General features: G+C 64.6%; 12 protein-coding genes. 9 read left to right on the forward strand and 3 right to left on the reverse strand.

Translation table 11 applies throughout. The annotated features are described in order from the left end of the window. The first annotated feature begins 462 nt into the window (after nt 1-462). A complete protein-coding gene (locus DEJ00_RS08450; RefSeq protein ID WP_146247915.1) occupies nt 463-4,152 on the forward strand; it encodes a hypothetical protein in 3,690 nt (1,229 codons plus the stop codon). A gap of 96 nt (nt 4,153-4,248) precedes the next feature. On the opposite strand, the gene DEJ00_RS18930 is transcribed toward DEJ00_RS08450, so the two are convergent. Continuing rightward, nucleotides 4,249-4,512 (reverse strand): helix-turn-helix domain-containing protein, encoded by a 264-nt coding sequence (locus tag DEJ00_RS18930; protein WP_111057020.1) that lies wholly within the window; start codon nt 4,510-4,512, stop codon nt 4,249-4,251. A 197-nt stretch (nt 4,513-4,709) separates the two neighbouring features. On the opposite strand from DEJ00_RS18930, the gene DEJ00_RS08460 reads away from it, so the two are divergent. From DEJ00_RS08460 to DEJ00_RS08470, 4 genes are all read left to right on the forward strand, one after another. Beyond that, on the forward strand, nt 4,710-4,997 hold the full coding sequence (locus DEJ00_RS08460) for a hypothetical protein (RefSeq protein ID WP_146247916.1): 288 nt from the start codon (nt 4,710-4,712) through the stop codon (nt 4,995-4,997). A 44-nt stretch (nt 4,998-5,041) separates the two neighbouring features. Then, nucleotides 5,042-5,230, forward strand: coding sequence for a hypothetical protein (locus DEJ00_RS18245; RefSeq protein WP_146247917.1), 189 nt, complete (start codon nt 5,042-5,044; stop codon nt 5,228-5,230). Further along, nucleotides 5,211-5,813 (forward strand): JmjC domain-containing protein, encoded by a 603-nt coding sequence (locus DEJ00_RS08465; RefSeq protein ID WP_111057022.1) that lies wholly within the window; start codon nt 5,211-5,213, stop codon nt 5,811-5,813. Before DEJ00_RS18245 ends, DEJ00_RS08465 begins: the two co-directional genes overlap by 20 nt. Nucleotides 5,814-6,159: 346 nt before the next feature. Further along, nucleotides 6,160-7,299, forward strand: coding sequence for a Shedu immune nuclease family protein (locus DEJ00_RS08470; protein WP_181440126.1), 1,140 nt, complete (start codon nt 6,160-6,162; stop codon nt 7,297-7,299). A gap of 423 nt (nt 7,300-7,722) precedes the next feature. Here the strand turns inward: DEJ00_RS08470 and DEJ00_RS18935 are convergent, their stop codons facing one another. After that, nucleotides 7,723-7,980 (reverse strand): helix-turn-helix domain-containing protein, encoded by a 258-nt coding sequence (locus tag DEJ00_RS18935; RefSeq protein WP_111057024.1) that lies wholly within the window; start codon nt 7,978-7,980, stop codon nt 7,723-7,725. Nucleotides 7,981-8,199: 219 nt separating this feature from the next. On the opposite strand from DEJ00_RS18935, the gene DEJ00_RS08480 reads away from it, so the two are divergent. Then, nucleotides 8,200-9,039, forward strand: coding sequence for a carbon-nitrogen hydrolase family protein (locus tag DEJ00_RS08480; RefSeq protein ID WP_111057025.1), 840 nt, complete (start codon nt 8,200-8,202; stop codon nt 9,037-9,039). Between the two features lie 49 nt (nt 9,040-9,088). Here DEJ00_RS08480 and DEJ00_RS08485 read toward each other — a convergent pair whose 3' ends face one another. After that, entirely contained in the window at nt 9,089-10,297 is a 1,209-nt protein-coding gene (locus DEJ00_RS08485) for an aminotransferase class I/II-fold pyridoxal phosphate-dependent enzyme (RefSeq protein ID WP_111057026.1), read from the reverse strand. Nucleotides 10,298-10,488: 191 nt separating this feature from the next. Here DEJ00_RS08485 and DEJ00_RS18770 point away from each other — a divergent pair, with 191 nt between their 5' ends. The 3 genes from DEJ00_RS18770 to DEJ00_RS08500 all read left to right on the forward strand — a co-directional run bounded on the left by DEJ00_RS18770 (nt 10,489) and on the right by DEJ00_RS08500 (nt 14,501). Continuing rightward, complete coding sequence (locus DEJ00_RS18770) at nt 10,489-12,447, forward strand: S1C family serine protease (RefSeq protein WP_258373596.1); 1,959 nt, start codon at nt 10,489-10,491, stop codon at nt 12,445-12,447. Between the two features lie 184 nt (nt 12,448-12,631). Then, complete coding sequence (locus tag DEJ00_RS08495) at nt 12,632-13,675, forward strand: glycosyltransferase family 2 protein (RefSeq protein ID WP_027464590.1); 1,044 nt, start codon at nt 12,632-12,634, stop codon at nt 13,673-13,675. Nucleotides 13,676-13,679: 4 nt separating this feature from the next. Further along, nucleotides 13,680-14,501 (forward strand): CDP-alcohol phosphatidyltransferase family protein, encoded by an 822-nt coding sequence (locus DEJ00_RS08500; protein WP_027464591.1) that lies wholly within the window; start codon nt 13,680-13,682, stop codon nt 14,499-14,501. The last annotated feature ends 11 nt before the right edge of the window (nt 14,502-14,512 follow it).

A 14,512-nucleotide genomic window follows, 5' to 3' on the forward strand; every position in this document is an offset into this window, starting at 1 on the left:
ACGCGTCACGAAGCGTCGGACGGCGATAACCCGGCCGTCTTCGCGCTGATACGTAACCTCCAGCTGGTCGCCGCCATCGACGAGCGCAAGCGCCCGCGTAAGTTCCGCCATGATGGTGTCGACGTCGCCCGTGACGTTGCCCTACGTCCGGTTCTTCACCTTCAGGTTCCAAGCGACGGGGCGGAAACGCGTCGTGCCGCGGCACTGGGACGCTGCCCTGCCTCACGGCTCGCGGGCTCCTGTGTCGCGCAGGAGAGGGCCGGCTGCGGCCCTGCGGAGGGAAAGGTCAGGCCCCTCCATCCACGCGAGTGTCGGGCGCAGGCGCTATCTTTGAGCCAGGCTCGGCTCTCCCTGGACGTCGGGCCGACGCGGTCGCGCTTGAGCTTGACCGGTTAATAGCGAGGTACTCATAATAAGCGCCACTTATGCGGCACGATATTGCAATGACGGGGTTATCGAAACGTGGAACCATCTCAGGCATCTGAGGATTATGAAGCGCCTGCGCTTCATCCCCTGACCCCCGAGTACGTGCCGGGCAAGCACGGGGTGTACTTCAACGCCATCAAAGACGCACTGGCCTGGACCGACGACAAGGAAGTGCGCAACGTCGCCCTCACGGGAAGCTACGGCGTCGGCAAGAGCAGCATCCTGCGCCAAGTGGCGGAGGACAAGTCGCTGAAGGCGATCCAGGTGTCCCTCTCGACGCTCGGATTCGAACCGGCCGCGGACGCCTCGAAGCGCACCGGCTCGGACGGGAAGGCGGATGGAGCCGAGAACCCGCTTCGGGACACGAAGACGAACCAGATCCAGAAGGAGATCGTCAAGCAGCTGCTCTACACGCAGATGCCGGACAGGATGCCGGGATCGCGTTACCGCCGCACGGCCGCGTTCAGCTGGAGGCGGGAGATCCTGATCGCGCTGGCCTCGGGCATCCCGCTAGCGATAGTGATCTTCCTGTTCGGTTGGACCGCGAAGCTCGCGACTCTCTTCACCATCCGACCCGACTGGGCCATCGCTGCCAACGGCGGCATGGCCGTCGTCGCGGCCGGTTTGGTGCTCGGGGTCCGCTTCGTGACGCACAACAAGCTCCGCATTGACAGCGTTTCGACCGGAGCGGCCACGATCACCCTGTCAGCGAAGACCGACACCTACTTCGACGAGTACCTCGACGAGATCGTCTACTTCTTCCAAGTCGTCGACGCGGACATCGTAATCTTCGAGGACATCGACCGGTTCGAGGACCCGCACATCTTCGAGACGCTCCGCGAACTGAACACGATCCTCAATGCGGCGAAGCAGCTCAATAACAGGACCATCCGCTTCATCTACGCGATCAAAGACAGCATCTTCGAAGAGCTGGGGGTGCGCGCGGCGCGCGAAGCGGCGGGGCAGCAGCCGGAAGCGAAGAAGCCGGCAGCCGACGCTGCGATCCTTGAAGTGGCGCGAGCGAACAGGACGAAGTTCTTCGACCTGGTCATCCCCGTCGTTCCATTCGTGACGCACCAGAGTGCTCGCCAGTTCATGTCGGACGAGCTGAAAGATATCAAGGGACACAAAGTAAGTGATGCGCTGATCGACATAGTAGCGCAGTACGTACCAGACATGCGGCTGATCAAGAACATTCGGAACGAGTTCGCGATTTTCAAGGAGCAGGTGATACGCAAGTCTTCGCTAGAGCTAGACGACGACGGGCTCTTCGCGATGGTGCTGTATAAGAGCACTCATCTGTCGGATTTCGAGCAAGTGAAGCTTGGCACGAGTCATCTGAACACGCTGTACAATGAGAGTCGCGAGATCGTGGCGCAACAAACCGCGAAGCTGAACTCCGAGCTACTGGGACTTCGACGCCGCCTGCGAAACGCGAATGACCAGGCGGCACGAGCGGACGAGCTCGGTGCGGCAGTAGAGGAGTACATCGCGCTGTTGATCGGACACATTGGCTATCCGCTCACTCACATTCAGTACGACGGTGCCGCAATTCCTGCATCTGACCTGCACACTGCTGAGTTCTGGCAGAAATATGTTGACGGCAGCGCATCGCTCGCCTTCCGTTTCGGAAACCCTTACCTCGGTAACCCTATCTCGGTGCTGGAGCCCGATGAACTCGAGCGCGCGGCCGGGTACAGTCTGGATCCGTCCAAGTGGGATCCGGTCGGTAAGAACGAACTCGATGAGCAGATTGCCTCGCTCCGAGAAGATATTGGCTTCTACGCCGATGCTGACATGAGTGACTTGGTGAAGCGTGAAAGCATCTCGGTGACGGTTGACGGAGCTGAAGTGCTGTTCGCCGAGCGCGTGCGGAGCCTCCTTGGCTCTGACCTCGCCGCGGACCTTATTGGCGGGGGCTACATCGACCGCTACTTCACGCTCTACACGTCGACGTTCCCGGGTGGAAAAGTCAGCGCGAATGCGATGAATTTCGTCCTCAAGAACGTTGATACGGGCTCGATGGACATGTTCTTCAAACTGACACCAGACGAAGCGAAGGGGGTTATCCATGAGCGCCCTCGGCTTGCCTTTGCGGGGAGGGCGGCTTATAACTTGGACTTCGTTGATTACCTCCTACAGGACGAGCCCGCGCCGGGTACTGCCACTGTTCTGCGGAATCTGCAGCGCGGCACCGATGACGAGAAGCAATTCTTACAGGCATTCGTTGCGAGTGATCACGACGCAACAGTGCTCGCAGGAGCGCTGGCAGAGACGTGGCCCCGTGTGCTGGTCGTGCTTGTTGGCGAGATTGAAGTCGAGGACGGTCTTCGCTTGGCGCTGGTCGACGCCGCGCTCAAGCGCCTCGAACCATCGGTCGAGTACGCCGTCAACGACAGCGTGAGGTCGTATTTGCTTGGAAACTACGGCGCACTCAGTGCATTCACGGGAGTTGGTGCGAAGCCTGAGGCGATCGGGAAGCTCATGACTACCGCCGACTTCGACATGCCGGACCTCTCCCTGCTCAGTGCGCCGATCCGGACCGCAATCGTGCGGGTCGGGAGGTTCACCGTCACGCGTGAGAACCTCCTGGCCGCGATCGCGCCGAAGGTGGGAACCGCGCTCGACGAGCTGCGGAGGGATGCGCCATCGGTCTACAAGCGCATGCTCGCTTCTCTGAACGACTATCTCGGGATATTGGTGGACGAAGAACACAGCATTGCCGCACCGGATGCTTTCGGTGACATCCTGTCCGACATCGACAGATCGGATCGCAAGTCGCTGGGCGCAGTCGTGGCGCGCTCCGTCCTAGGATGTGAGATTGACGATCTGACTAAGGTAGTTCAGGGCTCATGGCCGGGCCTTGCGCAGAACGGTCGATTCCCTTCATCGTTCGAGAACGTAGCGTCGTACGTCGAGCAATACGGCGTCGACGCCGCGCTTGCAGTGGTGTTATCAGCCGGAGAGATCTCCGAGAGTGAGGATCACGAGGAGGAGGTGAAGCTCGACCTCGCTCTGCAAATTGCTCGCGCTGGTAACGTATTGCCGGACCCGGAGATTCGCGCGGCGCTCATCGAGAGCCTCGCGCTCGAGGAGTCCATCGCGCTCGAATCTGTTCCGAAAGAACGAGGGGATTGGATCGGACGCCTTATCGCGCATGGTGTCATTAAAGACTCTGCAGCGAGCTTTGCGCTCATCGCGTCGGATGACTGGGTTGGCCTGGAATTCGCAATCAGTGCGTCGAGCGAGGTGCAATCATTTATCGCGCCGGATATCGTTTCGCCCAGTATCATGATCAGGTTCCTTGATAGCAGTGTGGTACCAACGTCGATCAAGGCAACCGTCGTGAGCCAATTCGTCGATTATTCTAACGGCGCCGACCGCGCGGTTGTCAACCGTATGCTCAGATATGCACTCGACAATGGCGTGACGCTGGAGTGGAGCGCGGTCGAACGTGCGGCCCGCGCCCGTGCGGACTCGTCACTCGTCGTGCGAGCGGTCCAACCGTTTATCAACTCGGTGACGCTCGACGATTTGCGTCCTGTGCTCACAGCTATGGGCGGAGACTACCCGAAGCTGCTCGAACGAAACGGTAAGCATCCGACGGTCCCGAACACCCCCGAACACGATGCGCTCTTGAACCGTCTTTATGACCTCGGGACTGTCAGTACTTTTACCCCACAAGGCGCGACTTTCAAAGTGAACATGGGTGCTAAGAAGCGCTGAGAGCCGACTTCTGTGGAAGTGCGGAAGGGCAGGGCCGGCCTCATCCCCCATGGGCGGCCGTCATCAGTCGAGTTCGGCATAAACTCACTCAGTCGATCATTGGGGTCCGCCCTTAGATCTAGTGGTCACTCCGGCTCTGCGCAGCTTCAGGATGACCGACTGACGCGAGATGCCGAATTTGCCAGCGATCGCGCGTGAGGTTTTGCCCGCTTCGTACATGCGGATCATGCGATCGGTCATGGCTGCTGTCACCCGGGCCACCGGCTTTCGCCTGATGGCGGGCCGGTGGACGTGCTGAGGCGTCTCGTTAAGGGTGTTGGCACTGACTGCCAGGACAACCAAGTAGACCCCTAATAGCATTTGTTAGAACCACAACGCCTCGGATACACGAGGCGTTGTGGTTTTCTGCGTCGGTCGTTGGTGGTCATTCCTAGTGTGCGATCGTACCTCCATCGTCCTCCTCGCCGGCGTTGTGATTTGCACAAGTCGGAGTTGCTGAAATGCTTCACGATTTGACTTATCATGGACTCTAGGAGGTAACGCATATAATTGATGAATTGAAATTAGGTCCGGGGTTTGCCGAGGCGCTCGACAAGATGGTGGAAGCAATCCACGGCATGCGGGCTGAAAAGGATCTGCTTGAGGCGCGAGTTACGGTGGGCTTCGCTACTGCGTCGCGAGACTCGCCGGTCGGCGAGGTGATGCATTCGCCTGAATTTGACGAGCAGCTGCGCGCTCGCGTCCCTGACATGTCAATCCAATGGCACGGCAACGGTTACCGCAAGGACTTTTACGTGGATGGCGAGGGCGCCACGATGATGATGCGCGCTAGTTCCTCTTCCTAGGCCGCTTTGGGCGTGCTACGCTCCGCCGAAAGGGAGGAATCGTCATGACAAGCCTTGCAGAACTCGCTGGCCTGACCTCGAGCGCGCCGATGCCGCCGGCATCGGTCGAGCTGGCGGAGGATCACCTCGAACCCGCTGTTCTGGCGGCGTCGAGGGCGCTGCTAGAGCGCGGCGACTTGTACCGCTATACGGGTGTGAAGCCGAATCACAAGCATGCCGCAATCAGCAGCTGACCCGGTCGCGCAGTACGAGCAGATCGGCAGGTTCGCTGCCGTCATCGCGAGTGTGCGGGATCAGCGAGAGCCGTGGTCGACGGCGACGATCGCTGCGGACGCTGTCGCGGTCCTCCGCGCGGAAGTAGAGCGGCAACTTGCCCATCCGATCTCGCTAGGAGTCCGCGAGCGGAGGCTCGCGTATGCCCAGCCTGACGCGCTCATCTATCCCACGTCGGAAGAGGAGGCCGCCGCCCTCTGGGCAGCCGGGAAGACTGCAATCATGCAGTCCCTTCAGACCGAACCCGGCCCGATCAATCAGCTTGCCGCGGAACTGCAGGTGGCCGTGAGCCGGAGAGTGTCGTGTTCCGTGTACCTATCGGCGGCAGACGCGGAGTCTTTCGATTTTCACGTCGACGAATGGGACGGTGCGTTGGTGCAGCTCTCCGGCACAAAGACGTTTGCCGTGCTAACGGACGCAGGTGAAATCGCTGAAGTTCGGATTGGGGCGGGTGATCTCCTGTTCCTTCCACAGGGGCGTAAGCACAAGGCGTTGTCGAGCAGTGGCTCGATGCATTTGAGCGTCAACTTCCTCCCGGATTGAAGGAGGTCCTTTCCGAGTTCCGGTAGCGATCAGGGCGTATCCATTGTTACTAAACCTTTCACTCTGATAGGGGTATGCATCTTCAACAAGGGCAGTTCCGGTACATGATTCCGATCGCTCGAAAGCCGATCGGGCACCCTTACCTCCGTGGAAGGGTGTTGGCATGAGTGAGAGAAGCACTCGTCGGTACACTGATTTTGCGCTAAAGGCCCCCTCTTTTCGCATGTACCGGTCGTGTTGTATGAGTCGCTACGATGGCGGCTGTAATTGATATAATGATTGCATGGAAGAAGCTGTCCGATAAATGGATCCTGAAAAGTTCGTTGTGCGTTCTGTGGCTCGTGACATGGCTGAAGTTAAGCCCGATCTAATCCTTGACGAAGAATTGCTTGACCAAGTGCTCACGGAGACACCTCTGACCCGCACTATCTTCCGAGCTGTGATACATGCCGCGGGCGTCCGGGGTTGGATCATCAAGCAAAAGAGAGCTCGCGGCGAAGAATGGCATGATAGTAAAGCGATTGACTTTCGAAGTCTGAAGTCGGGAGAGGGCGTCAAGGTCGAGCTTAGTACTAATGCCCTCGCTCGGCTCCTTGAAAGATACGATCGTCTCCGCGACATCGTTGAGGAGCATGGCGTTCGGCTGGGCGAACACGAGTACGTGAGCGGTGATGTGGAGCAAGTTATCGTCGCAGGATCTAAGACGATCGCTGCATCCATTAAGACGTTACTCGATGCGGGCGAAGGCGAAGATTTCTGGACCGAACTCGCAACAAACCATCCTAAGATGCTTCGGCGTCTCGCCGACGGCGCGGTCCACGAGGATCGTCGTGCGCAGCTGGAGCTATTCGAATCATTTCTAGTCAGTTCTACGAATTTGAAGACGTATGCTGCCGGAGAAGGAGTCGACTCTTCAAAGGATGAGAAGATTTGGCAATATTTCTTCGAACAGAATCCATGGATCTTCGGGTATGGCCTGGACTACCAGTATCTAAACATCTTGCAGCGAGAGGCGACGGTAGGGAGTCCGACGGTCGGCGGCAGCGAGCAAGAGTTGGTCGACTACCTGATGGGTGCGTCCGAATACACCGTCCTGGTCGAACTCAAAACTGCCGGCACTCCGTTATTCGCGACTAATCAAAATCGGTCCAACTCATGGCGTCTGTCGAACTCACTTATTCTGGCCGAGTCGCAAATCCTTGAGCAGAAGGCGAGTTTCCAAGCGTTTGCTGATAAGCAAGCGGGAGGGTTGTACGGCAAGCGCGGCAATAAGATCACGCAAGCGACTCTCAATCCCAAGGTTATTCTCGTGATTGGCAATAAAGCCGAGCTTGAGCAAGCGGACTCCGACCTTGAGAGGGAGATCAAGAGTCGAACACTCGAGCTTCATCGCCGCGATTCCGGCAGTATCACTATCCTGACGTTCGATGAGCTTCATGACAGAGCGCGTCATATCGTTGATATTGGGTCAGCACGCTTAGGCTAAGCGATTTAACGTCGCGTCTGTCTACCTTCACTTACCTCGCAACCCTCCCGCCTCCTTGCCGACTGGAACGAGGAGATCCCAGCTCTGCGGCAACTTTCATATCGGGAGCAGCTCGCCCGCCACGAGTTCTTCGCCTTCACGAAGCAGTTGAATGAGAAGGAAGCGCTCGCACACCGCAAAGCCGTCGTTGCCATACAATCTTCATTCCCGCATCGCGCCCGGCAAGATCATAAAGCGCTTTGAAGTGCTGTGCTCCATCGACTACGCGGCAGTACCGATACCGACCGGAAAGCCTCAGGCTCACCGTAAGGTGATCCGCGGATTGGCTCGCCCAGAGCCAGATCTCGAGAAGATCGCCCGCACTCTGTTCGATCAGGTCACGCGTGAGGTTGAGAACGACAAGCGAGCTGCCTGGCGCTCAGATCACGAACCAGACCTCCCGCCGCGTGGCCGTACCCCAACGTTTGTAAGACTGAGCGCTCGCAGCACCGTCGTCTTTGCAACGCCAGCTCGTTCTGCGACCGCTCGTGTACTGAGTCCAGACCGGTACAGCGCCACGATCTCGTCCTGCTGCTCTTGGGTGACTCGAGGCCTGGTAGGGCGAGGGAGATCATCCTTGCGACGGGAAGAGTCTGAAGCAACGGTAAGGGTGTTGGTACGAACTTGGGCCAGGACAACCAAGCGTCACATGAAGGCCCCGGTCCAACAGGACCGGGGCCTTCTTCGTGTCCCCGCCCGCAGGACGACCGAACGCAGGCCCGCCCGCAGGACGACCGAACGCAGGCCCGCCCGCAGGACGACCGAACGCAGGCCCGCCCGCAGGACGACCGAACGCAGGCCCGCTCGCAGGACGACCGAACGCAGGCCCGCCCGCCGCACACCCCCGGGTACGCTCACCGCATGGCCACCCTCACGATCGCGGCGGCGCAGTTCGCCCCCGTGGACGACCCCGTCGCCAACCTCGACACCGTGCGCACCGCCGCCGTCGACGCGGCCGCCCGGGGCGCGGACCTCCTCGTCACGCCGGAGTACACCTCGTACTTCACCGCCGACATCGACGATCGGTTCGTCGCCGCGGCGCAGCCCCTTGACGGTCCGTTCGTCTCGGGCCTCCGCGACGTCGCTCGCGAGACCGGCATCGCCCTGGTCGTCGGGGTCGCCGAGTCAGCGGACACGCCGGAGCGCTTCCGGAACACCCTGGTCGCGGTGCTCCCGTCGGGTGACGTGGCCGCGACGTACCGGAAGGTCCACCTCTACGACGCCTTCGGCTCGCGGGAGTCGGACCGAATCGAGTCCGGCGACCCGGAGCAGCTGCCGGTCTTCGAGCTCGGCGGAGTCCGCGTCGGGCTCGAGACCTGCTACGACCTGCGTTTCCCCGAGGTCACCCGGCGCCTCGCCGCTCCCGAGACCGGCGCGGCCGACGTCGTCGTCCTCCCGGCGGAGTGGGTGCGCGGGCCCGGCAAGGAGCACCACTGGCGCACGCTCCTCACGGCCCGCGCGATCGAGAACACCGTCTGGGTCGTCGGGGTCAGCCAGACGCCGCCCATCGGGATCGGTGGCTCGGTCGTCCTCGACCCGTCCGGCGTCGCCGTGGCCTCGGCGGGTGCCTCGCCGGGCACGCTCACCGCCACGATCGACACCACCGTCACGGACGCCGTCCGTCGGGTGAACCCGTCGTTGTCGCTGCGGCGGTACGACGTCGCACTGCGCACCCCGCCTGGAGGCCCGGGGCAGCGCTGACGCGTCCGTCGCGTCCCCGACGCGGTCGCGTCCCCGACGCGGTCGCGGCTCAGGCGCGGGGGCGCGTTCCGAGGGTCGCCAGGCGTGCGGCGGCGTCCTCCAGGACGCTCCGGCGCTTGCAGAAGGCGAAGCGCACCAGGGACCGGTAGCCGGCGACACGGTCCGGGCGGACGAACGCCGACACCGGGACCCCGGCGACCCCGGCCAGAGCCGGCAGTTCGAGGCAGAACGCGCGGGCGTCGTCGTACCCGAGCGGCGCGGCGTCGGCGAGCACGAAGTAGCCGCCGTCGGGGCGCATCACGTCGAAGCCCGCAGCCGTCAGTCCGTTCGCGAGCAGTTCGTGCTTCGCGCGCAGGTCGGCGGCGATGCCGGTGAACACCGCGTCGGGCAGGCGGAGTCCCACGGCGACGGCCGGTTGGAAGGGTGCGCCGTTCACGAACGTCAGGTACTGCTTGACCGTCGTGATCGCGTCGACGAGCGCCGGGGGAGCGGTGAGCCAGCCGACCTTCCACCCGGTGGTGTTGAAGGTCTTGCCGGCGCTCGACACCGACACCGTCCGTTCCGCGGCACCCGGCAGGGTCGCGATGGGAGTGTGCGGGACGTCGAAGGTCAGGTGCTCGTAGACCTCGTCCGTGATGATCACCGCATCGCGCTCGGTGGCCAGGTCGACGATCGTCTGCAGCACGTCGGTGGGCAGGACCCGGCCCGTCGGGTTGTGCGGGGTGTTCACGAGCACGGCGCGGGTGCGGTCGGTGAAGGCCGCACGCAGCGTGCGCTCGTCCGGCAGGAAGTCGGGTGCGGTGAGCGGGACCGTGACGTGCACCCCGCCGGCCAGCCGGATGAGCGCCCCGTAGGCGTCGTAGAACGGCTCGAAGGTGATCACCTCGTCGCCGGGTTCGACCAGCGCGAGGATCGTCGCGGCCAGCCCCTCGGTGGCGCCGGCGGTGACGAGGACCTCGCGGTCGGGGTCGACGTCGAGTCCGTACCACCGCTGCTGGTGCTCGGCGATCGCCGCCCGCAGGTCGGGGGTGCCCCGGCCCGGCGGGTACTGGTTCACGCCGTCGCGGATCGCCTGCACCGCGGCCTCGAGCACCTCGGCCGGCCCGTCCTCGTCGGGGAACCCCTGCCCCAGGTTGACCGCGCCGGTGTTGGCGGCGAGGGCGCTCATCTCGGCGAACACCGTCGGTGCGGGGACTCCGTCCGGTCCGAGCAGCATCGCTCCGTCGGCGGCTCGCAGCCACGGTCCTGCCTGGCGCATGTGGTTCCCTCCCGTGCGGGCGACGACGTGTCGCGCTGAACGGACCCCAACCTAGCTGTCCGTCCCGCGGCGGACCGGGGCACCGTGTACAGCGCACGCATAAGATCGCCAGGGGTGGCTCGCAGCCTCGCCAGAAGGACCGCTCAGGTGCTTGCGACAGACTGCACGAGCTTGAAAGGAGCACGTCCAGCATGACCGACACCACGCCCGACGGGCAGGGCGACGACCGCCGTCCGGACGATGCGGCTCCGCCTGCCGCCAGTGAGGACGCCGCAGCAGCGGCCACGAGAGGGAACACGTCGATGCCGAACGACTCCGACCAGCCGGACGAGACTCCTCGCCCGAACCAGAACGACGGGACGACCCCGGACCACACGGACGTGATCCCGTCGTCGACGGACCACCCGACCGACCGCTACACCGCGCCGTACCCGGCCGTCTCCGGTGACTCCTCGCGCGCGCAGCAGGGCGGCTACGGCCAGCAGACGTCGCCGTACGGCCAGCAGGCGCCGCAGGCCCAGAACCCCTACGGCCAGCAGTCGCAACAGAGCCAGAACCCGTACGGCCAGCAGCCGCAGTACGGCCAGCAGGCGCCGCAGGCCCAGAACCCGTACGGCCAGCAGTCGCAGTACGGCCAGCAGGCGCCGCAGGCCCAGAACCCGTACGGCCAGCAGTCGCAGTACGGCCAGCAGAACCAGAACCCGTACGGCCAGCAGTCGCAGTACGGCCAGCCGGGCGCCGAACGCCCCCGCTACGGCGAGTACGCCCAGCCGACGTCCTCGTCCGCTCCGAGCTCGTCCTCCGAGTACGCGAACGCATCCGCGCAGGCCCCGCAGTCCGCCACGAGCGCCTTCGGCGACGTCGACGGCGCGAACCAGCGCAACGGGCACTACTTCAGCGACGACGCCTCGGGTGCCGCGGCGACCACGACGACCAAGGAGCGCTCGGGCCGCAACAGGCTGCTCCTGCCGATCATCGCCGGTCTCGTCGTGGCCGGGCTCGTGGGTGGCGGTGCTGGGTGGCTCGCATCGTCGGCGGCGAACGACGGTGGCAGCGTGGTGTCCTCCGGTTCGTCGCAGGGCGGCAACCTGACCGTCAACGACTACGACTCCGCCACCGTCGTCACCGCCGTCGCGGCACAGGCGACCCCGTCCGTGGTCACGATCAACGTGTCGGCGAGCAACGAGGCCGGCACCGGTTCCGGTGTCGTGATGAGCAAGGACGGCTACATCGTCACGAACACCCACGTGGTCACCCTCGACGGCGACAGCTCGAACGGCCGGATCACGGTGACGACCTCGAACGGCAAGATCTACGCGGGCAAGCTCATCGGCACCGACCCGACGGTCGACCTCGCGGTCATCAAGATCGACGCGACCGACCTCAAGCCGATGGAGTTCGCGGACTCGTCCAAGCTCAACGTCGGGGACACCGCGGTCGCGATCGGTGCGCCGCTGGGCCTGTCGAACACCGTCACCGACGGCATCGTCTCGACCCTGAACCGCAGCATCCAGGTCACCTCGAGCGCCCCCAGCGAGGGTGGCGACTCGAACGAGGGCGGCAACGGCGGCTCGGGTCCCTTCGACTTCTGGGGCAACGGGGACAACGGCAGCAGCTCGTCCGCGAACACCACCGTCTCGCTCCCGGTCATCCAGACCGACGCCTCGATCAACCCGGGCAACTCCGGCGGTGCGCTGCTCGACTCGAAGGGCCGACTGATCGGCATCAACGTGGCCATCGCCTCGGCTGGCAGCTCGTCGTCGTCGGAGTCGGCCGCCGGCAGCATCGGCGTCGGCTTCTCGATCCCGGCCAACCTGGTCAAGCGGGTCGCGAACGAGATCAAGGACAACGGCTCGGCGACCCACGGGCTCCTCGGCGCAACGGTCGGCGACGCCACCGAGGACGCCAGCGCCACCCAGGTCGGCGCCCTCATCAAGTCGGTGTCCAACGGCGGTGCCGCGGCGAAGGCCGGTCTGCAGAAGGGCGACGTCGTCACGAAGATCGGCTCGGCGTCGGTCTCCGACGCCACCGACCTGACCGCGCAGGTGCGCTTCTTCGCGGGTGGTGCCTCGACGACGATCAGCTACGTCCGCGACGGCCAGACCCGCCAGGCCGACGTGAAGCTCGGAACGTACGACAGCAAGGGCTGACGCCACCACACGACGGACAGGAGGCCCGGGGCACGACGTGCGCCGGGCCTCCAGTCCGTCACGGGGGCGCGTCCCGCGCCGACGCAGGTGCGCGGTTCGGCCTCTTGATAGGCTCATGGTCGCTCTGCGGGGCGGCACCGCCCCGGTGCGTCCCGTGCCGCCAAGCCAGCACCCCGAGGTACGCATGCAGTCAGACGGACAGCCCCTGCCGGGCGTCTCGTACGTGATGCCCGTGCTGAACGAGGTCACCGAGGTCCGGGCCGCCGTCGGCAGTCTGCTCGACCAGGACTACGCGGGCCCGTTCGAGGTCATCCTCGCGCTCGGGCCGTCGATCGACGGCACGAACGAACTCGTCGCCGAGATGAGCGCTGCCGACCCGCGGATCCGCGCGATCGACAACCCCGTCGGCTCGACGCCCGCCGGGCTGAACGTCGCGATCCGTGCGTCCGTGCACCCCGTCGTCATCCGCGTCGACGCGCACTCGGTCCTGCCCACCGACTACACGCGCATCGCGGTGCGCACGCTCCTGGAATCCGGAGCGGACAACGTCGGCGGCATCATGCGCGCCGAGGGCCGGACCCCCTTCGAGCGGGCCGTCGCCCTGGCCTACGGCAGCCGTGTCGGCCTCGGCGGCACGCCGCACCACGTGGGCGGCACAGCCGGCCCGGCCGAGACCGCCTACCTCGGCGTGTTCCGACGTGAGCGGCTGTTCGACGTCGGCCTCTTCGACGAGGGCATCAAGCGCGGCCAGGACTGGGAACTCAACCGGCGGCTGCGCCAGACCGGCGGGACCGTCTGGTTCACGCCGGAACTCGTCGTCACCTACCGCCCGCGGCCGAGCCTGAAGCGCCTGGTGCGGCAGTTCGTCGCCACCGGGCTCTGGCGCGGCGAGCTCGCGCGTCGATTCCCGGCGAACAACGGCCTGCGCTACTTCGTGCCGCCGGCGATGGTCGCGGCGATGGCGCTGGGCGTCGTCGCCGGACTCGTCGGCATCGTCGGCGCGGCGCTCGGCACCCCGCTCGCCTGGGCGCTGCTCGGGTTCGTCGTGCCCGTCGTCTACCTGCTCTTCGTCGTCCTGGGGTCGATCGCGGTGGCGCGCCGCTCCGGGCTGCCGACGCTCCTCTGGTTGCTCGTCGTGCTGCCCTGCATCCACGTGGGCTGGGGGCTCGGGTTCATCATCGGGTTCCTGACCCGCACGTCCGAGCTGACCACCCACACGGGACGGTGACCGAATGACCGACCACCCCACGACCGGCCGCGGATCCGCACGGCCGACCTCGATCGCCGAACTCCGGGCCGTCGCCCAGCCGGACGAGGTCCGTGCGCGCGCCAACGCCGAGCACTGGACGGCCTCGCTGTACCTGCGCGACGTCTCGCCGTACCTGACCTGGGTGCTCCTGAAGACCCGCGTCAGCGCGAACCAGGTCACCGGCCTGATGATCCTGGTCGGCTGGAGCGTCGCCGCCGCCCTGCTCATCCCCGGCATCTGGGGCGCCGCCCTGGCACTGGTCCTCGGCCAGCTGCAGATGCTCGTCGACTGCTCCGACGGCGAGGTCGCCCGGTGGCGCGGCACCAAGTCGCCCGCCGGGGTGTTCCTGGACAAGGTGGGGCACTACACGACCGAGGGGCTGATCCCGGTCGCGCTCGGCATCCGCGCGGCCACCTGGCCCATCCACGGCGCCGACTGGATGTGGACCACCATCGGGTGCGCGCTCGGCCTGGTCATCGTGCTCAACAAGGCCCTGAACGACATGGTGCACGTGGCCCGCGCGAACGCCGGGCTCGACAAGCTGGTCGACCGACGGGATGCCTCCACCGCCCCGTCCGGCCGCAGGCTCGCCTCGCTCCGCCGCGTGGCACGGTTCCTGCCGTTCCACCGCCTGTACCACTCGGTCGAGCTGAGCATGCTCGCGTTCGTCTTCGCGCTGCTCGCCCTGGTGATCGGTGACCCGCTCGCCAGCCGGATCCTGGTCGGTGCGCTGTTGCCGCTCGCCGTGCTCGCGACGATCGGGCACTTCCTGGCGATCATCGCCTCGAAGCGGGTCAAGGCGTGACCGAGGACACG

The organism is Curtobacterium sp. MCLR17_039, from assembly GCF_003234745.1.
In the GTDB taxonomy this organism is placed as follows: domain Bacteria; phylum Actinomycetota; class Actinomycetes; order Actinomycetales; family Microbacteriaceae; genus Curtobacterium; species Curtobacterium flaccumfaciens.

Bases quoted from the DNA above. Each gene is read 5' to 3' on its own strand.
- DEJ00_RS18245 (WP_146247917.1), top strand. From the start codon at position 5,042: ATGACAAGCCTTGCAGAACTCGCTGGCCTGACCTCGAGCGCGCCGATG.
- DEJ00_RS08500 (WP_027464591.1), top strand. From the start codon at position 13,680: ATGACCGACCACCCCACGACCGGCCGCGGATCCGCACGGCCGACCTCG.
- DEJ00_RS08470 (WP_181440126.1), top strand. From the start codon at position 6,160: ATGGCTGAAGTTAAGCCCGATCTAATCCTTGACGAAGAATTGCTTGAC.
- DEJ00_RS08480 (WP_111057025.1), top strand. From the start codon at position 8,200: ATGGCCACCCTCACGATCGCGGCGGCGCAGTTCGCCCCCGTGGACGAC.
- DEJ00_RS08485 (WP_111057026.1), bottom strand. From the start codon at position 10,297: ATGCGCCAGGCAGGACCGTGGCTGCGAGCCGCCGACGGAGCGATGCTG.
- DEJ00_RS18930 (WP_111057020.1), bottom strand. From the start codon at position 4,512: ATGCTATTAGGGGTCTACTTGGTTGTCCTGGCAGTCAGTGCCAACACC.
- DEJ00_RS18770 (WP_258373596.1), top strand. From the start codon at position 10,489: ATGACCGACACCACGCCCGACGGGCAGGGCGACGACCGCCGTCCGGAC.
- DEJ00_RS08495 (WP_027464590.1), top strand. From the start codon at position 12,632: ATGCAGTCAGACGGACAGCCCCTGCCGGGCGTCTCGTACGTGATGCCC.
- DEJ00_RS08465 (WP_111057022.1), top strand. From the start codon at position 5,211: ATGCCGCAATCAGCAGCTGACCCGGTCGCGCAGTACGAGCAGATCGGC.